This window comes from Burkholderia sp. SRS-25 (assembly GCF_004343765.1).
Classification (GTDB): domain Bacteria; phylum Pseudomonadota; class Gammaproteobacteria; order Burkholderiales; family Burkholderiaceae; genus Burkholderia; species Burkholderia contaminans.
The window spans coordinates 299,645-326,072 of the sequence record NZ_PTXM01000006.1; the positions used below are offsets into that span (position 1 = coordinate 299,645).

General features: G+C 67.1%; 25 protein-coding genes and 1 pseudogene. 13 read left to right on the forward strand and 13 right to left on the reverse strand.

The annotated features are described in order from the left end of the window. Positions 1-23: 23 nt before the first annotated feature. The 7 genes from C5O79_RS09920 (at position 24) to C5O79_RS09950 (ending at position 6,117) form a co-directional block, all read left to right on the forward strand. Positions 24-308, forward strand: coding sequence for a DUF333 domain-containing protein (locus C5O79_RS09920; RefSeq protein ID WP_047852408.1), 285 nt, complete (start codon positions 24-26; stop codon positions 306-308). A 143-nt stretch (positions 309-451) separates the two neighbouring features. Next, positions 452-772 (forward strand): quaternary ammonium compound efflux SMR transporter SugE, encoded by a 321-nt coding sequence (sugE, locus tag C5O79_RS09925; protein WP_039370509.1) that lies wholly within the window; start codon positions 452-454, stop codon positions 770-772. A gap of 211 nt (positions 773-983) precedes the next feature. Next, on the forward strand, positions 984-1,601 hold the full coding sequence (locus C5O79_RS09930; RefSeq protein ID WP_011352729.1) for a DUF4126 domain-containing protein: 618 nt from the start codon (positions 984-986) through the stop codon (positions 1,599-1,601). Beyond that, positions 1,598-4,213 (forward strand): FtsX-like permease family protein, encoded by a 2,616-nt coding sequence (locus tag C5O79_RS09935; RefSeq protein WP_046544729.1) that lies wholly within the window; start codon positions 1,598-1,600, stop codon positions 4,211-4,213. The genes C5O79_RS09930 and C5O79_RS09935 overlap by 4 nt, the downstream gene beginning before the upstream one ends. A gap of 43 nt (positions 4,214-4,256) precedes the next feature. Then, positions 4,257-4,667 carry a group II truncated hemoglobin gene (locus C5O79_RS09940; protein ID WP_046544730.1) on the forward strand — a complete coding sequence of 137 codons (411 nt, stop codon included), beginning with the start codon at positions 4,257-4,259 and terminating at the stop codon, positions 4,665-4,667. A 104-nt stretch (positions 4,668-4,771) separates the two neighbouring features. Next, positions 4,772-5,503 carry an alanyl-tRNA editing protein gene (locus C5O79_RS09945; protein ID WP_122474211.1) on the forward strand — a complete coding sequence of 244 codons (732 nt, stop codon included), beginning with the start codon at positions 4,772-4,774 and terminating at the stop codon, positions 5,501-5,503. Next, positions 5,500-6,117 (forward strand): DUF924 family protein, encoded by a 618-nt coding sequence (locus C5O79_RS09950; protein ID WP_046544732.1) that lies wholly within the window; start codon positions 5,500-5,502, stop codon positions 6,115-6,117. Before C5O79_RS09945 ends, C5O79_RS09950 begins: the two co-directional genes overlap by 4 nt. A gap of 185 nt (positions 6,118-6,302) precedes the next feature. On the opposite strand, the gene C5O79_RS09955 is transcribed toward C5O79_RS09950, so the two are convergent. The 11 genes from C5O79_RS09955 to C5O79_RS10005 form a co-directional block, all read right to left on the reverse strand. Then, on the reverse strand, positions 6,303-8,195 hold the full coding sequence (locus C5O79_RS09955) for a glycosyl transferase (RefSeq protein WP_122474210.1): 1,893 nt from the start codon (positions 8,193-8,195) through the stop codon (positions 6,303-6,305). A 229-nt stretch (positions 8,196-8,424) separates the two neighbouring features. Then, a complete protein-coding gene (locus C5O79_RS09960; RefSeq protein ID WP_046544734.1) occupies positions 8,425-9,186 on the reverse strand; it encodes an SDR family oxidoreductase in 762 nt (253 codons plus the stop codon). A gap of 22 nt (positions 9,187-9,208) precedes the next feature. Next, positions 9,209-9,790, reverse strand: coding sequence for a TIGR00730 family Rossman fold protein (locus C5O79_RS09965; protein ID WP_046544735.1), 582 nt, complete (start codon positions 9,788-9,790; stop codon positions 9,209-9,211). Next, positions 9,787-10,545, reverse strand: coding sequence for a TetR/AcrR family transcriptional regulator (locus tag C5O79_RS09970; protein WP_039370533.1), 759 nt, complete (start codon positions 10,543-10,545; stop codon positions 9,787-9,789). Before C5O79_RS09970 ends, C5O79_RS09965 begins: the two co-directional genes overlap by 4 nt. Before the next feature lie 205 nt (positions 10,546-10,750). Continuing rightward, positions 10,751-11,287: a diacylglycerol kinase gene (locus C5O79_RS09975; RefSeq protein WP_039370536.1), complete on the reverse strand. Its 537-nt coding sequence runs from the start codon at positions 11,285-11,287 to the stop codon at positions 10,751-10,753. Further along, complete coding sequence (locus tag C5O79_RS09980; protein ID WP_046544736.1) at positions 11,284-12,318, reverse strand: glycosyltransferase family 1 protein; 1,035 nt, start codon at positions 12,316-12,318, stop codon at positions 11,284-11,286. The genes C5O79_RS09975 and C5O79_RS09980 overlap by 4 nt, the downstream gene beginning before the upstream one ends. A gap of 29 nt (positions 12,319-12,347) precedes the next feature. Next, on the reverse strand, positions 12,348-13,286 hold the full coding sequence (locus C5O79_RS09985) for a UDP-2,3-diacylglucosamine diphosphatase (protein WP_046544737.1): 939 nt from the start codon (positions 13,284-13,286) through the stop codon (positions 12,348-12,350). A 225-nt stretch (positions 13,287-13,511) separates the two neighbouring features. After that, entirely contained in the window at positions 13,512-14,018 is a 507-nt protein-coding gene (locus C5O79_RS09990; RefSeq protein ID WP_089473297.1) for an RDD family protein, read from the reverse strand. A gap of 6 nt (positions 14,019-14,024) precedes the next feature. After that, positions 14,025-14,789 (reverse strand): DUF3106 domain-containing protein, encoded by a 765-nt coding sequence (locus tag C5O79_RS09995; RefSeq protein ID WP_039370548.1) that lies wholly within the window; start codon positions 14,787-14,789, stop codon positions 14,025-14,027. 26 nt (positions 14,790-14,815) lie between these two features. Then, positions 14,816-15,241: a DUF3619 family protein gene (locus C5O79_RS10000; RefSeq protein ID WP_046544740.1), complete on the reverse strand. Its 426-nt coding sequence runs from the start codon at positions 15,239-15,241 to the stop codon at positions 14,816-14,818. Continuing rightward, a complete protein-coding gene (locus C5O79_RS10005) occupies positions 15,238-15,801 on the reverse strand; it encodes an RNA polymerase sigma factor (RefSeq protein WP_039370555.1) in 564 nt (187 codons plus the stop codon). The genes C5O79_RS10000 and C5O79_RS10005 overlap by 4 nt, the downstream gene beginning before the upstream one ends. A 355-nt stretch (positions 15,802-16,156) precedes the next feature. Between C5O79_RS10005 and C5O79_RS10010 the strand changes: the two genes are divergently transcribed. From C5O79_RS10010 to C5O79_RS10040, 6 genes are all read left to right on the forward strand, one after another. Next, complete coding sequence (locus C5O79_RS10010) at positions 16,157-17,920, forward strand: acetolactate synthase 3 catalytic subunit (RefSeq protein ID WP_046544741.1); 1,764 nt, start codon at positions 16,157-16,159, stop codon at positions 17,918-17,920. Between the two features lie 112 nt (positions 17,921-18,032). Further along, the gene (gene ilvN, locus C5O79_RS10015; RefSeq protein ID WP_011352712.1) at positions 18,033-18,524 is read left to right on the forward strand and encodes an acetolactate synthase small subunit; all 492 of its coding nucleotides are present in this window, start codon (positions 18,033-18,035) and stop codon (positions 18,522-18,524) included. A 95-nt stretch (positions 18,525-18,619) separates the two neighbouring features. Then, on the forward strand, positions 18,620-19,636 hold the full coding sequence (gene ilvC, locus C5O79_RS10020; RefSeq protein WP_039370562.1) for a ketol-acid reductoisomerase: 1,017 nt from the start codon (positions 18,620-18,622) through the stop codon (positions 19,634-19,636). Positions 19,637-19,763: 127 nt separating this feature from the next. After that, positions 19,764-20,408 (forward strand): phosphatidylserine decarboxylase, encoded by a 645-nt coding sequence (locus tag C5O79_RS10025; RefSeq protein WP_011352710.1) that lies wholly within the window; start codon positions 19,764-19,766, stop codon positions 20,406-20,408. A 15-nt stretch (positions 20,409-20,423) separates the two neighbouring features. After that, positions 20,424-21,296, forward strand: coding sequence for a CDP-diacylglycerol--serine O-phosphatidyltransferase (gene pssA / locus C5O79_RS10030; RefSeq protein WP_046544742.1), 873 nt, complete (start codon positions 20,424-20,426; stop codon positions 21,294-21,296). A 319-nt stretch (positions 21,297-21,615) separates the two neighbouring features. Continuing rightward, positions 21,616-23,160 carry a 2-isopropylmalate synthase gene (locus C5O79_RS10040; protein ID WP_039370571.1) on the forward strand — a complete coding sequence of 515 codons (1,545 nt, stop codon included), beginning with the start codon at positions 21,616-21,618 and terminating at the stop codon, positions 23,158-23,160. Between the two features lie 71 nt (positions 23,161-23,231). On the opposite strand, the pseudogene C5O79_RS10045 reads toward C5O79_RS10040, so the two are convergent. Continuing rightward, positions 23,232-25,349 (reverse strand): annotated as a pseudogene (locus C5O79_RS10045) (SulP family inorganic anion transporter); the annotation flags it as partial. Positions 25,350-25,844: 495 nt separating this feature from the next. Then, positions 25,845-26,357 (reverse strand): hypothetical protein, encoded by a 513-nt coding sequence (locus C5O79_RS10055; protein WP_047852400.1) that lies wholly within the window; start codon positions 26,355-26,357, stop codon positions 25,845-25,847. Between the last annotated feature and the right edge of the window lie 71 nt (positions 26,358-26,428).

Below are 26,428 nucleotides of genomic sequence, written 5' to 3' on the forward strand. Positions count from 1 at the left end.
CGAACGAAAACGAGGAGCGTGCAATGTCCGTCCGTCTGGTCGTCATCTGTGCGCTGGCGCTTGCCGCGTCTGGCGCGTTCGCCCAACCGCTGCCGCCCGGGCAGCAACCGTCGTCGCAGCAGCAGGCGATGGCGAACCCCGCGTCGGTCAATTGCGCCAAGCTCGGCGGCCGCCACACGATCCGCAACCTGACGAGCGGGCAGGTCGGCATGTGCGTGTTCAAGGACGGTCGCGTGTGCGAGGAGTGGGCGCTGTACCGCGACGACCGCTGCGTCGGCGGCGCCACGCCGAAGCGCGTATCGAACTGACCGGCACGCCGGTCGTGCCCCCGATCGGCCGCCGGCCGCGCGCCGCGGCTGTAAGCATCTTGTTATACTCGGCGCCGCCCGGGGACGACCCCGGGTCATTCGTTTCAACGGGGACGGCCCCATCCGATACGGAGTACGTCGAGATGGCGTGGGTATTGTTGTTCATTGCCGGGTTGCTGGAAGTGGCCTGGGCGGCCGGCATGAAATCGTCGGACGGCTTCACGAAGCTCGGTCCGTCGGTGTTCACGATCGTAACGGCGCTGGCCAGCTTCGGGCTGCTCGCGGTCGCGATGCGCCAGTTGCCGCTCGGCACCGCGTACGCGGTGTGGACGGGCATCGGCGCAGTCGGTGCGTTTGTGTTCGGCATCGTGATGATGGGCGAGGCGCTGACCGTCGCGCGCGTCGCGAGCGCCGCGCTGATCGTCGCGGGGCTGATCGGCCTCAAGCTGTCGTCCGCTGCCTGACGAGGGCACCCGGGCGCGCGTGCACTCGGGTGCCGCACCGAGGAATTGCGCCGGCCGTCCGCCTAGCCTGTCTATAATGGAACGCATTCGGGCCTGAATACCGTCGTGCTTCTCGCGGCACGCGGTGCCGGTCGCCACGCGCCGCGCGGCCTGTCTGTCCAACCCGATCCGATCAATCGGCAAATCGCACGGAAAGTGCAAGGAGAGGGCCATGATCGAAGCCATTTCGCTCGGCGCGGGGCTCGCGTGGGCGAGCGGCCTGCGCCTGTACCTGACCGTGCTGATCGCCGGCGTGCTGGCGCGGTTCGGCTGGCTCCACCTGCCCGACACGCTGGCCGTCCTGATGTCGCCGTGGGTCATCGGCGCCGCGGCCGTGCTCACCGTCACCGAATTCCTTGCCGACAAGATCCCTGCGTTCGACTCGCTGTGGGATGCCGTGCACACCTTCATCCGCATTCCGGCCGGCGCGGTGCTCGCGGCCGGCGCGCTCGGCCACGCCGATCCTACCGTGCTCGCGGTCGCGGGGCTCGCGGGCGGCTCGCTCGCCGGCGCCGCACACGTGGCGAAGGCCGGCACGCGCGCGATGATCAACCTGTCGCCGGAACCGATTTCGAACTGGATCGCCTCGTCGACCGAGGACGGCCTCGTGGTCGGCGGGCTCGTGCTCGCGTTCTTCGTTCCGCTCGCGTTCCTCGTGCTGCTTGCCGCCTTCATCGCGGCGTCCGCGTGGGCGCTCCCGCGCCTGTGGCGCGGTGTCTCGGGCGGCTTTCGCGGCATGGCGAACCACATGGTGTCGCGGCTCAACTCGATCGGGGGGAAGCGCGATTGAAGGGGCGGCAACACGCGGCGCAGCCGCCGGCCGGGCAACCCGGCCATGAGGTGCACGCGCATGCCGGCCGCTTCGGCCTGCGCGACCTGATCCGCCAGGCCGCCCGCATGACCGCGCGCGACTGGCGCGCGGGCGAGCTGACGCTGCTCGTCCTTGCATTGGTGCTTGCGGTCGCGGCGCTGACGAGCGTCGGCTTCCTCGCCGACCGGCTGCGCCAGGGGCTCGAGCGGGACGCGCGCCAGATGCTCGGCGCCGATTTCGTCGTGCGGGCCGATCGCCCCGTCGATCCGTCGTTCGATCAGCAGGCCCGCGCGCTCGGCCTGCGTACCGCGACGACCGCCATTTTCCCGAGCATGATCGCGTCCGCCACGGGCGGGCAGGCGACCGGCGCGGCGCCCTCGCGCCTCGCGGCCGTGAAGGCCGTGTCGCCCGGCTATCCGTTGCGCGGCGCGGTCGATATCGTGCCGGCCGGCGCGGCCGCCACACAGAAGGCGGCCGCGATTCCCGCGCCCGGCACCGTATGGGCCGATCCGGCGCTGCTCGATGCGTTGCACCTGAAGGCGGGCGATACGGTGCGCGTCGGGCTGCGCACGTTCAAGGTCGCCGCGTCGATTTCCCGCGAACTCGATCGCGGGTTTTCCTTCGTCAATTTTTCGCCGCGGCTGATGATGCGCGCGGACGAACTGGCCGCGACGGGGCTCACGGGCTACGGCAGCCGTGTCACGTACCGGCTGCTGGTTGCCGGCGACCAGCAGGCTGTCACACGCTTCGAAGCGTATGCGCATGCACGTGTCGACGGCGGGAAATTGCGCGGCGTCGGTCTCGAGTCGTTGCAGGAAGGCCAGCCGCAGGTGCGGCAGACGCTGGATCGCGCGCGCCACTTCCTGACGCTCGTCGCGCTGCTCACCGCGCTGCTCGCGGCGGTCGCGATCGCGATGGCCGCGCAGCGCTACATGCGGCGCCATCTCGACGGCTGCGCGACGATGCGCTGCCTCGGCGTGAGCCGCCGCACGCTCGGTGCGCTGTTCGCACTCGAATTCGCCGGCATCGGCATCGTGTCCGGCGCCGCAGGCGCGGTGCTCGGCTACGGCGGCCACTGGGCGTTGCTGGCCGCGCTCGGCGGCCTGATCGACGTGGTGTTGCCGCCTCCCACGCTGTGGCCTGCCCTGATCGGCATGGGCGCCGCGCTCGTGCTGCTGCTCGGCTTCGCGCTGCCGCCGCTCGTGCCGCTCACGCGCGTGCCGCCGGTGCGCGTGCTGCGGCGTGAGTGGGGCGACGCGTCGCGCACCGCGTGGGCCGCGTATGCGGTCGGCGTCGTGCTGTTCGCGGGGCTGCTGATCGTGGCCGCCGGCAACCTGAAACTCGGCCTGATCGTCGCGGGCGGTTTCGCCGGCGCGCTGGTCGGTTTCGCGCTGTTCGCGCGGCTCGTGCTGTTCGCCGCCGCGCGCGCGGTGCGCAATGCGCGCGTGGCGGCGGGCGTCGGCTGGCGTTACGCGCTCGCGTCGTTGCACCGGCGCGGCACGGCCAGCGCGCTGCAGATCACCGCGCTCGCGCTCGGCTTGATGTGCCTGCTGCTGATCGCGATCACGCGCAACGACCTCGTCGCCGGGTGGCGGCAGTCGACGCCGCCCGATGCGCCGAATCAGTTCCTGATCGACATCCAGCCCGACCAGCGCGCCGACGTCGCGGCCTATCTGGCCGCGCACGGCGTGCGCGACGCGGTGCCCGAGCCGATGGTGCGCGGCCGCCTCGTCGCGATCAACGGCAAGCCGGTGAATCCGGACGCCTACCCGTCCGAGGAGGCGCGCCGGCTCGTCGACCGCGAGTTCAACCTGTCCTATACGACCCGGTTGCCGTCCGACAACCGGATCGTCGAAGGCGACTGGTTCGGCACCGCGGCGACGCCGCAGATCTCGATCGAGGCCGGCCTTGCGAAGACGCTGAACGTGAAGCCGGGTGACGTGCTGCGCTTCGACGTGACGGGGCTGACGGTCGATGCGCCGATCACGAGCGTGCGCAAGCTCGACTGGGGTTCGTTCCGCGTCAATTTCTTCGTGCTGATGCCGCCGCCGGTGCTGAAGGATTTCCCGGCCGTGTACCTGACGAGCTTCCATTTGCCGGCATCGAATGCCGCGCTGCTCGATCCGCTGATCGCGCGCTATCCGAACCTGACCGCCATCGACGTCGCGCCGATCCTCGCGCAGTTGCAGCGGATGATGCTGCAGGTGGTCGGCGCGGTGCAGTTCCTGTTCATGTTCACGCTCGCGGCCGGCGTGCTCGTGCTGTACACGGCGCTGGCCGGCACGCGCGACGAGCGGGTGCGCGAGGCGGCGCTGCTGCGCGCGCTCGGCGCGTCGCGCGCGCAGGTCAACGCGGTGCAGCGCGCGGAATTCGTCGTGGTCGGCGCGCTGGCCGGTGCGCTGGCCTCGGCGGGCGCGATCGCGGTCGGCTGGGTGCTGGCGTCGCGCGTGTTCGACTTCCAGCTCGCCGTCGATCCGTGGCTCGTGCCGGCCGGTATCGCGGCCGGCGTCGCGTGCGCCGGTGCGGCCGGCTGGCTGAGCCTGCATAATGTGCTGCGGCGCCCCGCGCTGCAGTCGCTGCGCGACGCATGAGCGTCGCCGGCGGCCCCGAAGATCCCGTTTTCCGACTATCCGTATGACCGATGTGAATGACGATGCGCCGTCGCAACCGACGGCGTTCGAGCTCGTGGGTGGTGAAGCCCGCGTGCGCGAAATGGTGGACCGCTTTTACGACCTGATGGATCTCGAGCCCGAGTTCGCGCAGATTCGCGCGCTGCACCCGGATTCGCTCGACGGTTCGCGCGACAAGTTTTTCTGGTTCCTGTGCGGGTGGCTCGGCGGCCCCGACCACTACATCAGCCGGTTCGGCCATCCGCGGCTGCGCGCGCGGCACCTGCCGTTCCCGATCGCGTCGGTCGAGCGCGACCAGTGGCTGCGCTGCATGGCGTGGGCGATGGACGACATCGGGCTGGCCGAGCCGTTGCGCGAGCGGCTCATGCATTCGTTCTACGACACGGCCGACTGGATGCGTAACCGGCCCGGTTGATCGACCGGTACGCCGCTGCCCGCGCGGGGGGCGATCTGCGTCTGGGCGCGCGCGCCGTGCGGCGCGACACTGGCCGCTTCCCCAATCGATACGAGGCTCGCCCGATGACGACTCAAGCGCTGTTTCGCGAAGACGCATACCTCACGCAATGCGACGCGGTCGTCCTGGCCGTCGGCGACGACGGCATCGGGCTCGACCGCACCGTGTTCTATCCGCTAGGCGGCGGCCAGGCCGGCGACACCGGCACGCTGACGCTGCCCGACGGCAGCACGATCGCGATTGCCGATACGCGCAAGGCCAAGTTCGACGGCGCGACACCCGACGACGCCGTGCACGTGCCCGTACCGGGGCAGGAGGCGAGCGTCGCGGCGCTCGAGCCCGGCATGCGCGTGGTCGCTCGGATCGACTGGCTGCGCCGCTATCGCCACATGCGGCTGCATACCGCGGCGCACCTGATGTGCGCGGTGCTGCCGTACGCGGTCGACGGTTGCAGCGTGACGGCCGACTACGTGCGGCTCGATTTCGCGACGTCCGACGCCATCGACCGCGACGACGTCGAGCGGCGCCTCGCCGGCCTGGTGGTCGGCGCGCACCCGGTCACGACCGAATGGATCACCGACGACGAGATGGCCGCACGGCCGGACCTCGTGCGCACGATGAGCGTGAAGCCGCCGATGGGCCTCGGCCGTGTGCGGCTGCTGCGCATCGAGCAGGTCGACCTGCAGCCGTGCGGCGGCACGCATGTGCGCAATACGTCCGAAATCGGCGAGCTGCGGGTCGCGAAACTGGAAAAGAAGAGCGCGCGCACCCGGCGCCTCGTACTGGAGTTTGCATGACCATTGACACCACCCACGCGGGCGCGGCGGCGCTCGATCCGCAAGCGCGCGAGATTCTGGATTTCTGGTTCGGCGAGCCGGGCTCAGCCGAATTCGGGCAGGACCGCAAGGTCTGGTTCAATGGCGGCGCGGCATTCGACGACGTGCTGCGCACGCGCTACGGCGCTTTGCTCGACGCCGCGTGCGACGGCGCTTGCGATCACTGGGCCGGCTCGCCGTCGGGGGCGCTGGCGTTGATCGTCGTGCTCGACCAGTTCTCGCGCAACATCCATCGCGGCACGCCGCGCGCGTTTGCCGCCGATCCGAAGGCACTCGCGCTCGCGCGCCGCGTCGTCGCGGCTGGGTGGGACGCGCAGTTGCCGAGCGGGCATCACCGCGCGTTCGCGTATCTGCCGTTCGAGCACGACGAGTCGATCGAGAGCCAGCGTGAGGCCGTTCGCCTGTGCGCGGGCATCCGGGACGAGGCAGGGTGCGAGAGCTATCACCGCTTCGCATTGCTGCATGCGGCCGTCGTCGAGCGCTTCGGCCGCTTTCCGCACCGGAACGCGATTCTTGGTCGGACATCGAGCGACGAGGAGACGGCGTTTCTTCGCGAGCCCGGTTCCTCGTTCTGACGATTCGGGCAGTTGCGTGACGCGGGAAGGGGGGGCGGCCCGCGGAGTCACGCGGGCAAGTGGCGGCGGGGAACGCCGGTCGGCGGCGCGCATTTCCCGATGGCTGTTCGCTGCTCGGGCGGTGGCGCTCACCGCTCCACGCCCGGCATGAGGGCAAGCACGGCGACGCGCCGTGCCTTCCCGCGTTACTCCGCGTGCTGTTCGGGCGTGCGCACGTATACGCGCAGCAGTTCTTCGTTGTCGCCCGGGCGGGCGCCCGTCCAGAACAGTTTCCATTCGTTGCCGGGCGCCGGATCGACGGCCCGCACGCCCTGGACGATCATCCAGGTGCAGCGCGTCGTCTTCGCGTCGGCGATCGGCGTGTGCTGGATGCCGGAGAAGTAGTACAGCATCGGCGCTTCCGATTCGCCGAGCCCGTGCAGGCTCGCCATGCAGTCGCCGTCGTTCCATTCGAGCGCGAGGTGCGCGTTCAGGTCGTCGAACACCGAGCGGTAGCTCTTCGCGACGTCGAGCCACGGCAGCAGCAGCGTGTAAATGAGCCCCCATGCGACGAGTGCGCCGGCACCCCACGACAGCGCGCCGCGCCACACGCCGGTCGCGCGCAGCTTTGGCAGCAGCGTCAGCCAGCCGACCGTCAGCGCGAGCGCACCGATCACGAGCGCGGGTTCGATCGGCATCGTCCAGTCGAGCGGCAGCCAGCGGCCGAGCAGCGCGAGATCCGCGCGCGACGCGGCCGGATCAGCCATCACCGCCCAGATCGCCCACGCGAGCGCGGCGGCCGTGCCGAACAGGGTGCGGCTCAGGTAATCCCACGCGAGATGCAGCCGGTGCGGCAGGCGGTCGATGGCTTGCGCGGCGACCAGCGCGAGCGGTGCGAAGAACGGCAGGATGTAGAGCTGGCGCGACGTCGCGGACACTTGCAGCACGGCGAGCCCGATCGCCACGAACATCACGGGCAGCGCGATGCGCGGCGTGCGCCAGTCGCGCCACGCACCGCGCGCGAGCGCGACGATCGCGAGCGGCGCGACCGGGAAGCCGACGAGCAGGAACGCACGCAGGATGAAGAACGGCTTGTCGTTTTCGGCGCCCAGTTCGGGGACGGAGAAACCGAAGAAGCGGCCGACGTTGTTATCCCAGAACCACGTCATGAACAGCGTCTCGGAGCGCAGGAACAGTGCAGTCGGCCAGATGAGCGCGAACGGCGCGAACACCAGTGCGGCGACGCCGAGCGAGCGCGCGAACGCGCGGGTGCGGCAGGCCGGGTAGAGCACCAGCGCGCCGACGAGCGTGGCTGCAAACACGAGCGGCACGAACAGCCCCTTCGTCATCAGCGCGATGCCGACGCCCGCGCCGAAGGTCGGTGCGGCCCAGCGACTCGACGGCCGGACCGGCAGCCCGTGCCGCATCTGCTGCGCGCGCGCGACGTGCTGCATCACGAGTTCGAGCAGTCCGCAGAACGCGATCGCCGTGCCTGCGAACAGCGCGACGTCGGTCATCATGTCGTGCACGTGCTTGATGACGACGAGCGTGCCGGCGCTCAGCACGACGGGACCGATCACGCGCAGGTCGAACCAGGAGTCTGAACGGCTGGCGACACGCGCCGCGCGCGCGATGAAGCCGAATGCTAGTGCGGCGAACAGAGCGCTCGCGAGCCGTGCGGCGTCGTGCAGCGGCATCACGCGCTGCAGCAGCCATGCAAGGCTGGTCGCGACCCACGCGTAAAGCGGAGGCTTTTCCATGAACGGCAGGCCGGCATTGGTCGGTACGACGAAGTCGCCGGTCTCGAGCATGTGCTGGATGATGCCGAACGTGTAGGTTTCGTCCTGCTTCCACGGATCGTGGCCGAGCACGCCCGGCAGCGTATACGCGCAGATCAGTGCGGCGACGAACAGCCACGTGCCCCAGCCGAGCAGGCGCGATCGTTCGCGCGTCGCGCTGGTGGCGGCGGTCGAGGCGACGACGGGCGTGCCGGCCGCGTCGAGCGTCGCAGTGAGGTCGGCGTCGGCGGTCGAGCGGGTGTGCTGGGCCGGAGCGGGCACAGACGTGCGTCGCCGGCTGGGCGCTGCGGTTCCGGGCATGGAAGGAGTCTCGGGTCGAGTCGAGCCGGTCCGGCGGCATGGGCAGGACCGATTGGGGCCACATCAAGGGCCAACGGGCAGGCGTTTACGACACCTGTCTGAATGCCGCTAGTAGACCACGGAATTGTTACGGTGGATTACCGTTCGTGTCAGGGAATTGTGGAGATTTGTGGTGTCGTGACGACGGATCGCTGCGGGCGGCGGTTTTTTGATGCGCCGCAGTGCGGAATTACCGGCCGCCGCCGACGTCGAGCAGGGCGCCGGTCGTGTAGGACGCCGCGTCGCCCAGCAGCCAGACGATCGCTTCGGCGATCTCCTGCGCTTCGCCCGCGCGGCCGAGCGGGGTCGTTGCGCCGAGGCGGGCCGCACGTCCCGGCTGGCCGCCGCTCGCGTGAATCTCGGTTTCGACCAGGCCGGGGCGTACTGCATTGACGCGCACGCCGTGCGGGCCGAGTTCCTTCGCGAGGCCGATCGTCAGCGAGTCGACCGCGCCTTTCGACCCCGCATAGTCGACGTATTCGTTCGGCGAGCCGAGCCGGGAGGCGATCGACGATACGTTGACGATCGCGCCGCCGCGGCCGCCGCGGTCTGTGGACAGCCGGCGCGCGGCTTCGCGCGCGCACAGGTAGGTGCCGAGCACGTTGGTGTCGAACATCCGCCGCAGCCGGTCGGCCGGCATGTCGGCGAGCGGCATCGACGGCGCGACGATGCCCGCGTTGTTGACGAGCGCGTCGACGCGGCCGAATGCGGCCGTGACGGAGTCGAACATCGCGACGACATCGGCTTCGTTCGCGACGTCGCCCGCGACGACGCACGCACGACCGCCCGCGTCGCGGACGGCCTGCGCGGTGAGTTCGGCTGCCGCTGCGTCGCGCGCGTAGTTGATGCCGACGTCCCAGCCGCGTTCGGCCGCAAGCACGGCGGTCGCGCGGCCGATGCCACGGCTCGCGCCGGTGATGAGGACGGCCTTTCGGTCGGACGGTGCGGTCATCGCGTGCGGGTTCCGGTGACGGTTACTTGGCCGCGTCGGGTGCCCACTTGTCGCGGGCGGGCGGCTGGTAGCGGCGCAGTCGCTCGATCAGTTCGACGGGTTCCGACTCGACGCACAGTGCGTCGAAATAGGCCGGACGCATGAAGCCCTCGTCGACCGTATGGCGCAGCAGCGCGATCAGCGGATCGTAGAACGAGTCGATGTTGTAGAGCGCGACAGGCTTGCGGTGATAGCCGAGCTGCGCCCACGTGTAGACCTCGAAGAGCTCCTCGAGCGTGCCGGCGCCGCCGGGCATCGCGACGAACGCGTCGGACAGGTCGGCCATCATTTTCTTGCGGTGGTGCATGTCGGGCACGACGTGCAGTTCCGACAGCCCCGTATGGCCGACTTCCTTGTCGACGAGCAGTTCGGGGATCACGCCGACCGCACGGCCGCCGACCGCCATCACTTCGTCGGCGATCACGCCCATCAGGCCGACCCGGCCGCCGCCGTAGACGAGCGTGAGGCCCGCATCGACGAGCGCGCGGCCGAATGCGCGTGCGGCATCGGCATAGACGGGCCGCACGCCGGACGACGAGCCGCAGTAAACACAAACAGCCTTCATTGCTTGGAATCCTTGGCGGGGGCTTGCCCGGTGGTGACCGGACTGCCGGCCGGGCGCGGCGAGCCGTCGCGCGGCGGCAGGTAGTCGGTGAACTGGCGCTTCGGCAGCTTGCCGGACACCAGATCGTCGAACAGCTGGCGCGAACGGCCGCGCAGGTACGGCGCCATTACGGAGATCACGTGCATGCTGACCTGATGCAGTTCCTCGCGGATCGCGTCCTGGTCGTTGTATTTGCGCGGATGCATCACGTACTGATACGACAGCCAGTACGTCGAAATGACGGCCATGTTGGTGGCGATGACCTCGATCTCGGCGGGCGTCGCGACCATCTCGGCGTCGGACACGAGCAGTTCGCACATGTCGCGCGCGAAGCGCACCTTGTGGCTGATGATCTGCTTGAAATGCGTCTCGAGCGTGCGGTTGCGGGCGAGCAGGTCGTTGAGGTCGCGATACAGGAACCGGTAGGTCCACATGAAATCGGCCATGTACTGCAGGTACGACCAGGTTTCGTCGATCGTCGGACGATGATCTTCGGGAAAGCGCAGCCGCCGTTCGATCTGCTGCTCGAACTGCGCGAAGATGCTGTTGATGATGTCGTCCTTGTTGCGGAAATGGTAGTACAGGTTGCCTGGACTGATTTCCATTTCCTCGGCGATCGTCGTGGTCGTGACGTTCGGCTCGCCGATCTCGTTGAAGAGTTTCAACGACAACTCGAGAATCCGTTCGCGGGTGCGGCGGGGAGGTTTCGCTTCCATGTCGTCCGGCCCTGTGTGTGCCGGACTGGCGGGCGCTGCAATCGATGCTGCGTGATTCGTCCGGCGCGGGTTGCTGTTCTATGTCTAGCGGACGATTATAAACCGGGGTTTCGCCACATCGGGGCATTTCCTGTTCGCCGCCCCGCGCGGCGCATGGTGCAGCGCCGCACGCGGGCGTTGCGCCGGATACCCGCGAGGCAGCCGTCTAGAAGCCGAGCCAGCGTGCGACTACCGGTCCGAGCACGAAGCCCCACGTCGTCACGCACGCGAACAGCGCGACCGTCACGGCTGCGCTGCCGAGGTCCTTCGCGCGCTTCGACAGTTCGTGACGCTCGAGCGAGATGCGGTCGATCGCCGCCTCGACGCTCGAGTTCAGCAGCTCGACGATCAGCACGAGCAGCACCGACGCGATCAGCAGCGCACGCGATGCCGCCGGCACCGGTGCGAACGCGCCGATCGGGAGCATCAGCGCAGCGAGCGTGAGCTCCTGGCGAAACGCGCTCTCCTCGCGGATCGCCACGCGAAAACCGTTCAGCGAATGCTTGAGCGCGTACCAGGCGCGCGTGATGCCGCGATGGCGCTTGTACGGGTTCGGCGGCAGCGGCGCGAGCCGGTCGTCGGGGCCGAGCGGCTCGTGCGCATGCACGTCCGCGTCGGCGTGCGGCTCTTCCTCGTCGAACGGGCGGTGCCGTTGCGGCGTTGCGTCGGGGGGCGGGATTTTGTCGTTCAGGTCTCGTTTCAAACGGCGGCACCTTCTGCTGGCGAGTACGCGGTCTTCGGCAGCGGCTTCAGATGCGACGCGAACTGCTCGGATGCCGCGCGCCACGAGAAGCGTTCGGCCCATGCGCGCGCAGTGGTGCGTTCGATCTTCAGCGCCTCGAGGCAGGCTTCCTGCAGGTCCTCGTGCATCGCGCCGGCGTCGCCTTCGCCGAGCACGTCGATCGGGCCCGTCACGGGATAGGCGGCCACCGGCGTGCCGCAGGCGAGTGCCTCGAGCAGCACGAGGCCGAACGTGTCGGTGCGACTCGGGAACACGAACACGTCGGCCGCAGCATACACCTTGGCGAGCTCGGCTTGTGACAGCACGCCGAGATAGTTTGCTTCCGGATAGCGCGACTTCAGCTCCGCGAGCGCGGGGCCTTCGCCCGCGACCCACTTCGAGCCGGGCAGGTCGAGGCGCAGGAATGCCTCGACGTTCTTCTCGATCGCGACGCGGCCCACGTACAGGAAGATCGGCCGTGCGGTATTGAGCACCTTCGATTCCATCGGCCGGAACACGTCGAGATCGACGCCGCGCGTCCACAGCACGACATTCGTGAAGCCGAATTTCTCGAGGTCCTGCTTGACGACCGGCGTCGGCGCCATCACCGCGAGCGACGGGCCGTGGAACCAGTGCAGGAAGCGATAGGTCGCGGCGAGCGGGATGCCGAAGCGCGCCTGCACGTATTCCGGAAAGCGTGTGTGGTACGCGGTCGTGTACGGCAGCTTGCGTGAACGCGCGTAGCGTCGCGCGGCGAGTCCGAGCGGGCCCTCGGTCGCGATGTGCAGCGCGTCGGGTGCGAACGCATCGATCCGCGCGCGCAGCTTGCGGTACGGCAGGATCGACAGGCGGATCTCCGGGTAGGTCGGGCAGGGCACCGTGCGGAATTCCAGCGGCGTCAGCAGTTCGACGCGGTGCCCGAGCGCGGTGAGTTCGCGCGCCGTGCTCTTCAGCGTGCGCACGACGCCGTTGACCTGCGGTTCCCACGCGTCGGTGACGATCATGATCTTCATCGCGGCTTTGTCCTGTAAGTAGGGGTATGTCAGGCAGTGGCCTTGGCCTTGCGCGACGTGGTTTCCGTCGGTGCGGTGCGCATCACCGTCCAGTAGACGATCTTCAGTTCGCCTTCCATCGTTTCGACGAGCGCGGACAGGCTTTCGACCCAGTCGCCGTCGTTGCAGTACAGCACGCCGTCGATGTCGCGGATCTCCGCCTTGTGGATGTGGCCGCACACGACGCCGTCGCAGCCGCGGCGGCGCGCCTCGTCGGTCATCACGGTCTCGAACTGGGAGATGAAGTTGACGGCGTTCTTGACCTGGTGCTTCAGGTACTGCGACAGCGACCAGTACTGGAAGCCGAGCCGGCTGCGGATCCGGTTGAACCAGCGGTTCAGCACGAGGATCAGCGTGTAGAGCGTGTCGCCGAGGTACGCGAGCCATTTCGCGTGCTGGATCACCCCGTCGAACAGGTCGCCGTGCACGATCCACAAACGTTTGCCCGCGAGCGTCGTGTGGAACGCCTCGCCGCGCACCTGGATGTCGCCGAACGCGAGATCGCAGAACTGCCGCGCGCCTTCGTCGTGGTTGCCGGGGATGTAGACGACCTGGGTCCCCTTGCGTGCCTTGCGCAGGATCTTCTGCACGACGTCGTTGTGCGCCTGCGGCCAGTACCAGCCCTTCTTCAGCTGCCAGCCGTCGATGATGTCGCCGACGAGGTACAGGTACTCCGAGTCGTTGTGGCGCAGGAAGTCGAGCAGGTACGGCGCCTGGCAACCGCTCGAGCCGAGATGGATGTCGGACAGCCAGATGGTGCGGTAGCGATGGACCGACGAGTCGGGGTCGTCATGCTGTGTGGCGTGCCCGGCAGGCGGATCTTGCGACACCAGACCGTCGGCCGTGGCGGAACCGGACAGGAAAGCTGTGGCGGCGCGGGCGCCGATGGGGTGACGGAACAGGGACGTGGCGGACGATTTCTGGCCCATGCATGACTCGCGCCGGTTGACATTACCGGCATTCCGCCATGCGGGCGTGACTGTGCCATGACAGTCACGAGACGTTCTTATTACGCCCGCCGCAGGGTGTTTAGCACTGAACGACGGGGCGTTGCGTAACCTGCCGTACGGAACCGCCGACCATTGTCCGGCAAGGCGGTCGGGCCGGGCGGGAGTCGCGGAGGCGAGGTGTTTTCGTCTGGTGAATGCGGCGCGTCAGCGCGGTATCGCGACGACGCGCGTGCGTGCGATCCGGTCGTGCGGGAACTGGCGGCCGGCGTGCAGTCGCGCGGCGCCGGCCCATACGGCGATCCATGCGGCGGTGAGCGCGAGCGTGACGGGTACCGACAGGCCAAGGAGCGGATGCAGCGCGAGCGGCGGCAGGAACCACAGCCAGCCGAGCGCATAGCGGACGAGCGCGTGGCCCGCGCTCAGCGGCCGGCCGCTCGACGATTCGAGCCGCAGCCGCCAGGTCTTCATCGGCAGCGTCTGGCCGCCGTGCGTCCAGAACCAGACGAAGTACGCGCCGACCACGAGCGCGATCCACGCGGCGAGCAGGTTGTGATGGACGAGGCCGTTGCGTTGCTGCGTCGCGAGGCTGAACGCGAGCCCGGCGAAGAACACCACGCCGAACAGCAGCACACCTTCGTAGAGCAGCGCGGCGAGACGCCGTCGCACGGACGGCGCGGCGGCCGGGGTTTCAGGTGCGTGGGCGTTCGCCACGGGCGTTCAGGAGCCCTTGAACAGCGAGGGCGCGTCGGCGGGCGACACCGGCGCCACGGCAGCCGGCGCGGATGCGGTGCCGGCCGTCGACGATGCGGGTACCGGCGGCGCGACGGCGGCCGAGACGGGCGCCGGTGCGGTGGCCGGGCCGCTTGCCGGGTGTTCGTGCGAATTGACGAGGCGGCGCACGTCCCGGTCGGCGACGGTCGGCGGCGCGCTGACGACGCTCGGCCGGCGGCGGCGCTCGGCGGCAGCGAGACGTTCCTTCTGCTCTTCCGGGAGTTGCTGGTATGCCTTCCACGCACGCTCGCGCGCCTGCGCGGAAAGCTCCTTCGCACTCTGGTAGTTCTCGCGCGCGACGCGGCGCTGCTCGGGCGTCATCTTCGCCCATTCGGTCATCCGGTCCTGCAGGCGTTTTTGGTCATCGGGCGTCAACTTCGCGAAACGCGATGCGATCTTCAGCCATTTTCGCTTGCGCGCGTCGCTGAAGCCGTCCCACTGGTCGGCAAACGGCGCCAGTGCCGCGTGCTGTGCCGGCGTGAGGCGTGCCCACGACAGCGGGCCGGTAGCGGCCGGCAGCGGCAGGGGAAGGGGCAGCGGGGGCAGCTCGGTGGTCAGCCCGGTCGCGGCCGATGCGGGCGCGGCAGGGCTGGTGGCCGCGGCGGTGGTCGTCGCGGGGGCCGGGTGGAATCGTGGGTACGTGGCGACGTAGGAAACGGCGATCGCGATTACGCATCCGAAAAATACGGCCAGGCCGCGCTTCTGACTCACCCGTGCGATCCCCTCGTTATTGTCTGTTAGTGAGCGCGCGACAGATACGCGTTGAACCCGTGATCGAGATACGCGTTGAGCGGCAGGTCGTCGCTGAGCATCGCCGCGTCGATGTCGGCGAGTTCGGCGGTGCGCTGCATGTCTTCCCAGTAGGCGATGCCGACGAGCCCCGCGAGCAGCAGCGCCAGCGGCCACGCGCGCAGCAGGCGGCGCGCGAACGACGCCTGCGGGCGGCTCGCGGGTGCCGTGCCGTACGCACCGGCCGCGCCGGCGAAGGCCGGCACGAACACCGGCACGGTCGCGGCTTCGGGCTTCTTGCGCGCGAGCGCAGCCCGGCGGGCGATGGCCAGGCGGTCGGTGGTCGCGGCAGGCAGGTCGGCCGCGCGCTCGTCCAGCGCGCGGCGAACCTTCAACGCGAATTCGTGTTCTCGATTTGCGGGAGCGGAGCTCATAGCGTGATTCCTTTGGCCTTGAGCGCGTGCGCCAGCGTGTGGGTGGCCCGTGAGCAGTGCGTCTTCACGCTGCCCTCGGAGCACCCCATTGCGGCGGCAGTCTCGGCGACATCCATATCTTCCCAATAACGCATCAGGAACGCTTCCCGTTGACGTGCCGGGAGTTTCTGGATTTCTTCGTCGATCAGGGCCAGAACCTGCTCACGTTCGAGGCGGTGCTCGCTGCTTTCGACGCCCGCGTTGTCGTCCGCGGATTCGAGTGTTTCGAGCGGGTCGAAGTCTTCGTCGTCGCTGTTGTTCAGCGACGAGAAGAGCGTGACCCACGTGTTGCGGACTTTCTGCCGGCGGAACCAGTCGTGGATCGCGTTCTGCAGGATCCGCTGAAAAAGCAGCGGCAGCTCGGCCGCCGGCCGGTCGCCGTACTTCTCCGCAAGCTTGATCATCGCGTCCTGCACGATGTCGAGCGACGCATCGTCGTCACGCACGGCGTACGCAGCCTGCTTGAACGCGCGCCTTTCGACGCCCGCCAGAAAGTCGGCGAGTTCCTTGTCTGATGCCATTCCGTGAAGGTATGCGCTGCGGGCCGCTGCGTGGTGTAAAAGGTCGAAAAATTTCGTAAAACCCGCGGATGCTATCAAATTTTCGCGCCGCTTGGCACCGGGTTGGGCGCCGCGCGTTGCGCGCGAGCCGCGGCGGCGGGGTGCCGGGCGGCGCCCATGATGCGGTGCGGGATATTTTGCTTGACGACCCAATCGCGACCCGCTATCGTCAACGATTCGCAACATGAAGTGATGGTCTCATTTGAGGCTGGCCCAAGAAGCCTGCCCTTCAAACTGGACGCGCCGCTTGAACCCGAGCCACAAGCCCGGCAGAGAGCACCCGATCAATTTTTTGCCGAAAATTCGAAAGGTCAAAATGAACATGCCCAGCGCGGAATTCTCCACGTCGGAACCCCTTTCCCCTCCCGATAGCGACTCCATCGGCGGTACCGTGCTCATGAAGGCACTGGCCGATGAAAACGTCGAATTCATCTGGGGCTACCCCGGCGGCTCGGTACTCTACATCTACGACGAGCTTTACAAGCAGGACAAGATTCAGCACGTGCTGGTGCGCCATGAACAGGCGGCCGTGCACGCAGCCGATGCGTATGCGCGTTCCACCGGCAATGTCGGCGTCTGTCTCGTGACGTCGGGCCCCGGTGTCACCAACGCGGTGACCGGCATCGCCACGGCGTACATGGATTCGATCCCGATGGTCGTGATCAGCGGCCAGGTGCCCACGGCCGCGATCGGCCAGGATGCCTTCCAGGAGTGCGACACCGTCGGCATCACCCGTCCGTGCGTGAAGCACAACTTCCTCGTGAAGGACGTGCGCGACCTCGCGGAAACCGTCAAGAAGGCGTTTTATATCGCCCGCACCGGCCGTCCGGGCCCGGTGCTGATCGACATCCCGAAGGACATCTCGAAGACGCCGTGCGAATACGAGCCCGTCAAGAGCGTGTCGCTGCGTTCGTACAACCCGGTCACGAAGGGCCATTCGGGCCAGATCCGCAAGGCCGTGTCGCTGCTGCTGACGGCGAAGCGTCCGTACATCTACACGGGTGGCGGCATCATCCTCGCCGACGCGTCGCGCGAACTGAACCAGTTCGCGGACCTGCTCGGCTACCCGGTCACGAACACGCTGATGGGCCTCGGCGGCTATCGCGCGTCGGACAAGAAATTCCTCGGCATGCTCGGCATGCACGGCACCTACGAAGCGAACATGGCGATGCAGCACTGCGACGTGCTGATCGCGATTGGTGCCCGCTTCGATGATCGCGTGATCGGCGACCCGGCGCACTTCGCGTCGCGTCCGCGCAAGATCATCCACATCGACATCGACCCGTCGTCGATCTCGAAGCGTGTGAAGGTCGACATCCCGATCGTCGGCGACGTGAAGGAAGTGCTGAAGGAGCTGATCGAGCAACTGCAGACGGCCGAGCATGGCCCCGACACCGAGGCGCTCGCGCAATGGTGGAAGGACATCGAGGGCTGGCGCTCGAAGGACTGCCTGAAGTACGACCGCGAAAGCGAGATCATCAAGCCGCAGTACGTGGTCGAGAAGGCGTGGGAGCTGACGGACGGCAATGCGTTCGTGTGCTCGGACGTCGGCCAGCACCAGATGTGGGCGGCGCAGTTCTACCGTTTCAACAAGCCGCGTCGCTGGATCAACTCGGGCGGCCTCGGCACGATGGGCTTCGGCCTGCCGGCAGCGATGGGCGTCAAGATGGCGCACCCGGACGACGACGTGCTGTGCATCACGGGCGAAGGCTCGATCCAGATGTGCATCCAGGAACTGTCGACCTGCCTGCAGTACGACACGCCCGTGAAGATCATTTCGCTGAACAACCGCTATCTCGGCATGGTTCGCCAGTGGCAGCAGATCGAATACAGCAAGCGCTATTCGCATTCGTACATGGATGCGCTGCCTGATTTCGTGAAGCTCGCCGAAGCGTACGGCCATGTCGGCATGCGGATCGAAAAGACCTCGGATGTGGAGCCGGCGCTGAAGGAAGCGCTGCGCCTGAAGGACCGCACCGTGTTTCTCGACTTCCAGACCGATCCGACCGAAAACGTCTGGCCGATGGTACAGGCCGGCAAGGGCATCACCGAGATGCTGCTCGGATCGGAAGATCTGTAACGGCGCGACGCGCGCCCGAGCCCGATGCGGCCGCCTTCACGAAGGGCGGTGCGGCACGCGGCAGCGCGCGGCGCGAGTGAATCGACACGGACACATTCTGGAAGAAGCGAACATGAGACACATCATTTCCGTCCTGCTGGAGAACGAACCGGGCGCGCTGTCGCGCGTGGTCGGTCTGTTTTCCGCACGCGGCTACAACATCGAAACCTTGACGGTGGCGCCGACCGAAGACCAATCGCTGTCGCGGCTCACCATCGTTTCCATTGGCTCCGACGACGTGATCGAACAGATCACGAAGCATCTGAACCGCCTGATCGAGGTGGTGAAAGTGGTGGACCTGACCGACGGTGCACACATCGAACGCGAGCTGATGCTGATCAAGGTACGTGCAGTGGGCAAGGAGCGCGAAGAAATGAAGCGGATGGCGGACATTTTCCGCGGCCGCATCATCGACGTGACCGAAAAGACCTACACGATCGAATTGACGGGCGCGAGCGACAAGCTCGACGCATTCATCCAGGGGCTGGACGCGGGCGCGATCCTAGAGACCGTGCGCACCGGCAGCTCCGGCATCGGACGCGGCGAGCGCATCCTGAAGGTGTGATGCCAGACAGGCACGCCGGGTGCGCCGTCATGTCCCGGCCCGCAGTACTCCATCCGAACGAATTGTTGAATTTTTGAATTAGCGAAGGAACCATCATGAACGTTTTCTACGACAAAGACGCTGACCTCTCCCTCATCAAGGGCAAGCAAGTCACGATCATCGGCTACGGCTCGCAAGGCCATGCACACGCGCTGAACCTGAAGGACAGCGGCGTGAACGTGACGGTCGGCCTGCGCAAGGGCGGCGCGTCGTGGAGCAAGGCCGAAAACGCCGGCCTGTCGGTCAAGGAAGTCGCGGAAGCGGTGAAGAGCGCCGACGTCGTGATGATGCTGCTGCCGGACGAGCAGATCGCCGACGTGTACGCGAAGGAAGTCCACGCGAACATCAAGCAGGGCGCGGCGCTGGCATTCGCGCACGGCTTCAACGTCCACTACGGTGCGGTGATCCCGCGCGCCGATCTCGACGTGATCATGATCGCGCCGAAGGCACCGGGCCACACGGTTCGCGGCACGTACTCGCAAGGTGGCGGCGTGCCGCACCTGATCGCGGTTGCGCAGAACAAGTCGGGCGCGGCACGCGACATCGCGCTGTCGTACGCGGCAGCGAACGGCGGCGGCCGTGCAGGCATCATCGAAACCAACTTCCGTGAAGAAACCGAAACCGACCTGTTCGGCGAGCAGGCCGTGCTGTGCGGCGGTACCGTCGAGCTGATCAAGGCGGGTTTCGAGACGCTGGTCGAAGCAGGCTACGCGCCGGAAATGGCGTACTTCGAGTGCCTGCATGAACTGAAGCTGATCGTCGACCTGATCTACGAAGGCGGCATCGCGAACATGAACTACTCGATCTCGAACAACGCCGAGTACGGCGAGTACGTGACGGGCCCGCGCATCGTCACGGAAGAGACGAAGAAGGCGATGAAGCAGTGCCTGACCGACATCCAGACGGGCGAGTACGCAAAGAGCTTCATTCTCGAGAACAAGGCAGGCGCGCCGACGCTGCAGTCGCGCCGCCGCCTGACGGCCGAGCACCAGATCGAGCAGGTCGGCTCGAAGCTGCGCGCGATGATGCCGTGGATCGCGAAGAACAAGCTCGTCGACCAGTCGAAGAACTAAGCACCGCGTGCTGTTCCGGCCCCTCGAATAGAGGGCCGGTACCAAAAAGCCGCCCGAAGGCAGCAGTGCCCCGGGCGGCTTTTGCTATCCTACGGGCTTTGCAATTCACCGAACACAGAACGAATCCATGAACTATCCTCATCCGATCATCGCGCGCGAAGGCTGGCCGTTCATCGCGATTGCAGCCGTCATCGCGCTGTTGATCCATGCTGTCGGGGGCTTCGGCTTCGCGTGGCCGTTCTGGCTGCTGCTCGTCTTCGTCGTCCAGTTCTTCCGCGACCCGCAGCGCCCGATCCCGGCGCAGCCGAACGCGGTGCTGTGCCCGGCGGACGGCCGCATCGTCGCGGTCGAGACCGCGCAAGACCCGTACGCGAACCGCGAAGCGCTGAAGATCAGCGTGTTCATGAATGTCTTCAACGTCCATTCGCAGCGTTCGCCGGTCGATGGCGCGATTTCCAAGGTCGAGTACTTCCCGGGCGCGTTCCTGAACGCGGCGATCGACAAGGCGTCGACCGAGAACGAGCGCAATGCGGTCGTGATCCAGACGGCGAGCGGCAAGACCGTGACCGCCGTGCAGATCGCCGGCCTCGTCGCACGCCGGATCCTCTGCTACGTGCGCGCGGGCGAACCGCTGTCGCGCGGCCAGCGCTACGGTTTCATCCGCTTCGGTTCGCGCGTCGACGTGTACCTGCCGCTCGGCAGCCGCGCGAAGGTGTCGATCGGCGAGAAGGTCTACGCGTCGTCGACGATCCTCGCCGAGCTCGAACAGTAAGCGGCGGGGCGCACGATGGCCGCATTCAAACCGCGTCGGCCGCGCAACGGCGCCGGCCAGACGCCACGACCGTTCCGGCGCAACAAGGTGATGGCACAGGATCCGGTGCCCATCGAGAGCCGCCGCGCCGCGCGCCAGCGGTTCCTGAAGACGCGCGGCATCTACCTGCTGCCGAACGCGTTCACGACCGCCGCGCTGTTTTGCGGCTTCTTCGCGGTCGTGCAGGCGATGAACGTGCGCTTCGAGATTGCCGCGATCGCGATTTTCGTCGCGATGGTGCTCGACGGCATGGACGGGCGCGTGGCACGCATGACGCATACGCAGAGCGCGTTCGGCGAGCAGTTCGACAGCCTGTCGGACATGGTGTCGTTCGGCGTCGCGCCGGCGCTCGTGATGTACGAGTGGGTGCTGAAGGATCTCGGCCGCTGGGGCTGGCTCGCCGCGTTCGTGTATTGCTCGGGCGCTGCGCTGCGCCTCGCGCGCTTCAATACGAACATCGGCAGCGTCGACAAGCGATTCTTCCAGGGGCTGCCGAGCCCGGCCGCCGCCGCGCTGATCGCGGGCTTCGTGTGGCTCGCCACCGACAACCGCGTGCCGATGAAGCTCGGTTGGCTGCCGTGGGTCGCGTTCGCGCTGACGATCTACGCGGGCGTGACGATGGTGTCGAACGCGCCGTTCTACAGCGGCAAGGCGCTCGACGTACGGCACCGCGTGCCGTTCGCGGCGATCCTGCTGGTCGTCGTCGCGTTCGTGCTCGTGTCGTCCGATCCGCCGCTGATGCTGTTCTGCCTGTTCGTGCTGTACGGGTTGTCCGGCTACGTGTTCTGGGCCTACATGGCGATCCGCGGGCGCGCGAATCCGGCGCGCTCGTCGCAGCGCGATCACTGACGCACGCGCATTCTTTGCCCGGAAACGGCGGCCTCGGGGCCGCCGTTTTCATTTGTCCCTTGTTCGACCCGTGCCGCCGGAAACCCCGGGCGCCGTCCGATTGCGCGCCCAACGGAATGTCGCTATAGTCTTTGGCATGACTGCATTTTCCCGCCTCTCCCTCCTTCTAGCCGGTGCGCCGCTACGCGCGCTAGCTTTGGCGCGCCTGCCGCGCTGACCGTTCTCGCCCCCCGTCAAGCTTCGTCTGTTGTCGAGCGTCGCCAGCGGTGGCGCGATCTCGTTACGTTTGACTTCCGTATAAAGAGCCCTGGAGCCCCCCATGACAGACAAGCTGATCATTTTCGATACGACGTTGCGTGACGGCGAACAATCGCCCGGTGCGTCGATGACGAAGGAAGAGAAAATCCGCATCGCGAAGCACCTCGAGCGGATGAAGGTGGACGTGATCGAAGCGGGCTTCGCCGCCAGCTCGAACGGCGATTTCGACGCGATCCACACGATCGCCGGCCTCGTGAAGGACAGCACGATCTGCTCGCTGGCGCGCGCCAACGACAAGGACATCCAGCGTGCCGCTGACGCGCTGAAGCCGGCCAACAGCGCGCGGATCCACACGTTCATCGCGACGTCGCCGCTGCACATGGAGAAGAAGCTGCGGATGACGCCGGACCAGGTGTTCGAGCAGGCGCGTCTCGCGGTGCGTTTCGCGCGCAAGTTCACCGACAACGTCGAATTCTCGCCGGAAGACGGCAGCCGCTCGGATCTCGACTTCCTGTGCCGTGTGCTGGAAGCCGTGATCGCGGAAGGTGCGACGACGATCAACATTGCCGACACGGTCGGCTACGGCGTGCCGGAGCTGTACGGCAACCTCGTGAAGACGCTGCGGGAGCGCATTCCGAACTCGGACAAGGCGATCTTCTCGGTGCATTGCCACAACGACCTCGGGATGGCGGTGGCGAACTCGCTCGCCGGCGTGAAGATCGGCGGTGCGCGCCAGATCGAGTGCACGATCAACGGCCTCGGCGAGCGCGCGGGCAACACGTCGCTCGAAGAAATCGTGATGGCCGTGAAGACCCGCAAGGACTACTTCGGCCTCGACGTCGGCATCGACACGACGCAGATCGTGCCGACGTCGAAGCTCGTGTCGCAGATCACCGGCTTCGTCGTGCAGCCGAACAAGGCGGTGGTCGGCGCGAACGCGTTCGCGCACGCATCGGGCATCCACCAGGACGGCGTGCTGAAGGCGCGCGACACCTACGAGATCATGCGCGCGGAAGACGTGGGCTGGACCGCGAACAAGATCGTGCTCGGCAAGCTGTCGGGCCGCAACGCGTTCAAGCAGCGCCTGCAGGAGCTCGGCGTGGCGCTCGACAGCGAGAGCGAACTCAATGCTGCGTTCATGCGCTTCAAGGATCTGGCCGACCGCAAGGCCGAGATCTTCGACGAAGACATCATCGCGATCGTGTCCGAGGAATCGGCGCTCGCGCACGAGCAGGAGCACTTCAAGTTCGTGTCGCTGTCGCAGCGTTCGGAGACGGGCGAGCAACCGCAGGCGAAAATCGTGTTCGCGGTCGAAGGCAAGGAAGTGACCGGTGAAGCGCGCGGCAACGGCCCGGTCGACGCGACGTTCAATGCGATCGAGGGCGAAGTCGGCAGCGGGTCCGAGCTGCTGCTGTACTCGGTGAACGCGATCACGACCGGCACGCAGGCGCAGGGCGAAGTGACCGTCCGGCTGTCGAAGAGCGGGCGGATCGTCAACGGCGTCGGCACCGATCCGGACATCGTCGCCGCATCCGCGAAGGCGTACATCTCCGCACTGAACAAGCTGCATTCGAAGGACGACAAGGTCAATCCGCAGCGCGCATAAGCGCAGCGCGCTGCGCATCACCGAAACGCCCCGTGCGGCCTTGCGTCGCCGGGGCGTTTTTCATGCGTTGCTCATTCGGCGGCCGGCGCACGGAACAGCCAGCGGCGCGTGGCCGTGCGCGGCGCCGGGCTGCGCCGTCGGAACTCGACCGCGATGCCGCGTCGCGGCGCATCGGCGACGAACGCGTCGAGCAGTTCGAGCACGTCGTGATCGATATAGTCGGCGCGCGACGCGTCGATGATCACCGCGGCCCGGTCGGGAATGTGTCGCAGGTGATGCTTGACCTGAACCTTGCCGAGAAACGACACGTCCTTGCGGAACGACAGCAGGAAGTGGTCGTCGTGCTGCGCGAGCGTGACGGGGCTCTTCAGATTCGCGACGGCGACCGCCAGCACGCTGCAGGCAAGGCCGAGCGCGATGCCGAACAGCAGGTCGACCGCGAGCACGCCGGCAATCGTCGCGGCGAACGGCACGAACGCGGCCGGCCCCTGTTTCATCACCGAGCGGAACAGCGCCGGTTTCGCGAGCTTGAAGCCGGTGTGGATCAGGATCGCGGCCAGGCTCGCGAGCGGGATCAGATTGATCAGGCCGGTGAGCGCGAACACGCTCGCGAGCAGCAGCATCCCGTGCACGATCGCCGACATCCGGCTTTGCGCGCCTGCATTGACGTTCACCGAGCTGCGCACGATCACCGACGTAATCGGCAGTCCGCCGACCGCGCCGGCGACGAGATTGCCGACGCCCTGGGCCTTGAGCTCGCGGTCAGGCTGGGTCGGCCGGCGCTTCGGGTCGATCTGCTCGACCGCTTCGAGGCTCAGCAACGTCTCGAGGCTTGCGACGACCGCGAGCGTGATCGCGACGCGCCACACGTCCGGATTGACCAGCTGCGCGAAGTTCGGGCCGAGCTCCGCATGCTTGAGCGACGCCGCGAAGGCTGCGAACGATCCGAGTTCGGGCAGCGTCACGCGGTGGGCGGCGCCCGGTGCAACTGACGGCGCGACGACACCCAGCACGAGCGTGGCGCCGATGCCGAGCACGACCACGGCGAGCGGGGCCGGCACCGAACGCACGAACGCGAAGCGGCGCAGCGCGGGCGTGTCCCACGCAACCAGCAGCGCGAGCGAGGCGAGCGCGATGGCCGTCGCGGCCCACGCGACAGGCAGGCCCGGCCAATTCGCAAACGATTGCGCGGCCGACCCGCCGATACCGAAGGCGAACGGAATCTGCTTCACGATCAGCAGGAGGCCGATCGCCGCGAGCATGCCCTTGATGACGGGCGACGGCACATAGGCGGCGAAGCGGCCGGCGCGCAGCATGCCGAATCCGAACTGCAGTACGCCGGACAGCAGCACCGCGAGCAGGAACGCGGAGAAGCTGCCGAGTTGCGCGATCCCTTCGACGACGATCACGACGAGGCCGGCCGCCGGCCCGCTGACCGACAGCGACGAGCCGCTCAGTAGCGCGACGATGATGCCGCCGACGATGCCGGACACGAGTCCGGCGAACGGCTCGACGCCGGACGCATTGGCGATGCCGAGACAGAGCGGCAGCGCGACGAGGAAAACGACGATGCCGGCGACGATGTCGCGCGGCAGGGTGGACAGGCGCTCGTTCAGTTTCATGGTTGGGGCGATTTCATTGGCTTTGGGGGCGGGGTAGGTCAGCCGAGCGCATCGGCCGTCGCGGCCTGCACCGGCTCGACGTCGACAGGCGGAGTCGTATAGCCGGAATCGAGCTCCAGCAGGCGGCCGTCGGCGAGTGAAAAGATCCAGCCATGCACGAGCGGCGGACGTTCGCGGCCCTGCACGATCGGGGACGCACGCAGCAGCTGCACCTGTTCGAGCACGTTGAGTTCGGCGAGGCGGTCGGCGGCGGCCGTGTCGTCGAGCTGGTCGAGCGTGTCGCGATGGCGTCGCGCGAGCGCGCACAACGGTGCAATGCGGCGCGCGACGTGCGGCAGGTCGGACGGCGGAGGCAGCAGCGATGCGCGTACGCCGCCGCAACCGTAGTGCCCGCACACGATCACGTGGTCGACCTGCAGTACGCGTACCGCGTACTCGAGCACGCTGGCGGAATTGTCGTCGTCGGGATGGAACAGGTTCGCGATGTTGCGATGGACGAACAGCTCGCCGGGCGCGCTGTGCGTGATGGTCTCGGCTGGCACGCGGCTGTCGGCGCAGCCGATCCACAGCACGCGCGGGTTCTGGCCGCGCGCGAGCGCGTCGAAGAAGCCGGGCGTGTGTTCGCGCGTTTCGCGGGCCCAGGCGATGTTGGCAACCAGCATGCTCTTGGGGCGATTCATGAGGACTCCTTTGTGATAAAGGCAAGCGAATATCGGCAAAATTGCTGCAATAGCATTCTTTCTAAATTGAAAGGTTGAGTTTGGACTGATATTAGGGGTATGCCCTAGCACTTCGGGTGTACTGAAACAATTTGTTTCAAATTGATTTGGCGTAGTGCATTGCGTGCACCAATTCGCCGCATGACATGCACTGCGCGTGCCTGTTTTCGGGAAAAGGCCCGTATGACGGGGATGTCAGCGTGATGCCATTGGAATGTCATCGATCGGAAAAGATTTCTGTCACATTTTCCGAATTAATAGGGAGGCGGAAAAAAGGAAATGGCCATTCACGCAATGATTCATGAATGGCCATGGTGAAAATTGCGCTTGAATGCTTAATCGGTCAGAACAGGTTGCGGCGGTCGGGGTCGTGCAGCGGGTCGGGTGATTTCTGCGTCGTGCGCAGGATGCCCTGCGGATCGAAATAGAAGCTGTACATCATGTACCAGACGTTGTCCTCGAGATACCGGTAGGTCCACACCTCGCGCTTCATCAGCGGGAAGTAGGACGTCTCGACGGGGCGTCCGAAGTTGACGAGGACGTCGGTCTTCGTCCATTTGCCGATCTCTGCGCGATAGAACTCGTTCGGCTGCAGGACCTGGCGCACGTTGACGATCTTGTGGGCCGCGTCGACGTCGGCCGCGATGGTGATTTCGCCCATCGGCTGGGTCGGCCACATCAGGCGCTTGCCGCCGCCGGGCAGGTCGTAGATCTCGCGCGGCGGGCCCATGCGTGCGACGATCGCCGACTCGTCCTGGCCGGCCTGGTATTGCTGCCACGGTTGCGCGCAGCCGGCCAGCAGTGCGGCGGCGCTGGCGACCAGCACCGGCAGGCGCGCGGAAATGCGAATGCGCATGGGGATTCTCCTGAACACGGAAACAGGTGCCGTTTTATCACGGACGGCGCGCGACCGCGCATCGCGCGGAA

What these genes read in the sequence shown, in the direction of transcription:
- C5O79_RS09920 (WP_047852408.1), top strand. Translation starts at nt 24, where the DNA reads ATGTCCGTCCGTCTGGTCGTCATCTGTGCGCTGGCGCTTGCCGCGTCT.
- sugE (WP_039370509.1), top strand. Translation starts at nt 452, where the DNA reads ATGGCGTGGGTATTGTTGTTCATTGCCGGGTTGCTGGAAGTGGCCTGG.
- C5O79_RS09930 (WP_011352729.1), top strand. Translation starts at nt 984, where the DNA reads ATGATCGAAGCCATTTCGCTCGGCGCGGGGCTCGCGTGGGCGAGCGGC.
- C5O79_RS09940 (WP_046544730.1), top strand. Translation starts at nt 4,257, where the DNA reads ATGACCGATGTGAATGACGATGCGCCGTCGCAACCGACGGCGTTCGAG.
- C5O79_RS09945 (WP_122474211.1), top strand. Translation starts at nt 4,772, where the DNA reads ATGACGACTCAAGCGCTGTTTCGCGAAGACGCATACCTCACGCAATGC.
- C5O79_RS09950 (WP_046544732.1), top strand. Translation starts at nt 5,500, where the DNA reads ATGACCATTGACACCACCCACGCGGGCGCGGCGGCGCTCGATCCGCAA.
- C5O79_RS09955 (WP_122474210.1), bottom strand. Translation starts at nt 8,195, where the DNA reads ATGCCCGGAACCGCAGCGCCCAGCCGGCGACGCACGTCTGTGCCCGCT.
- C5O79_RS09960 (WP_046544734.1), bottom strand. Translation starts at nt 9,186, where the DNA reads ATGACCGCACCGTCCGACCGAAAGGCCGTCCTCATCACCGGCGCGAGC.
- C5O79_RS09965 (WP_046544735.1), bottom strand. Translation starts at nt 9,790, where the DNA reads ATGAAGGCTGTTTGTGTTTACTGCGGCTCGTCGTCCGGCGTGCGGCCC.
- C5O79_RS09970 (WP_039370533.1), bottom strand. Translation starts at nt 10,545, where the DNA reads ATGGAAGCGAAACCTCCCCGCCGCACCCGCGAACGGATTCTCGAGTTG.
- C5O79_RS09980 (WP_046544736.1), bottom strand. Translation starts at nt 12,318, where the DNA reads ATGAAGATCATGATCGTCACCGACGCGTGGGAACCGCAGGTCAACGGC.
- C5O79_RS09985 (WP_046544737.1), bottom strand. Translation starts at nt 13,286, where the DNA reads ATGGGCCAGAAATCGTCCGCCACGTCCCTGTTCCGTCACCCCATCGGC.
- C5O79_RS10000 (WP_046544740.1), bottom strand. Translation starts at nt 15,241, where the DNA reads ATGAGCTCCGCTCCCGCAAATCGAGAACACGAATTCGCGTTGAAGGTT.
- C5O79_RS10005 (WP_039370555.1), bottom strand. Translation starts at nt 15,801, where the DNA reads ATGGCATCAGACAAGGAACTCGCCGACTTTCTGGCGGGCGTCGAAAGG.
- C5O79_RS10010 (WP_046544741.1), top strand. Translation starts at nt 16,157, where the DNA reads ATGAACATGCCCAGCGCGGAATTCTCCACGTCGGAACCCCTTTCCCCT.
- ilvN (WP_011352712.1), top strand. Translation starts at nt 18,033, where the DNA reads ATGAGACACATCATTTCCGTCCTGCTGGAGAACGAACCGGGCGCGCTG.
- ilvC (WP_039370562.1), top strand. Translation starts at nt 18,620, where the DNA reads ATGAACGTTTTCTACGACAAAGACGCTGACCTCTCCCTCATCAAGGGC.
- C5O79_RS10025 (WP_011352710.1), top strand. Translation starts at nt 19,764, where the DNA reads ATGAACTATCCTCATCCGATCATCGCGCGCGAAGGCTGGCCGTTCATC.
- pssA (WP_046544742.1), top strand. Translation starts at nt 20,424, where the DNA reads ATGGCCGCATTCAAACCGCGTCGGCCGCGCAACGGCGCCGGCCAGACG.
- C5O79_RS10040 (WP_039370571.1), top strand. Translation starts at nt 21,616, where the DNA reads ATGACAGACAAGCTGATCATTTTCGATACGACGTTGCGTGACGGCGAA.
- C5O79_RS10055 (WP_047852400.1), bottom strand. Translation starts at nt 26,357, where the DNA reads ATGCGCATTCGCATTTCCGCGCGCCTGCCGGTGCTGGTCGCCAGCGCC.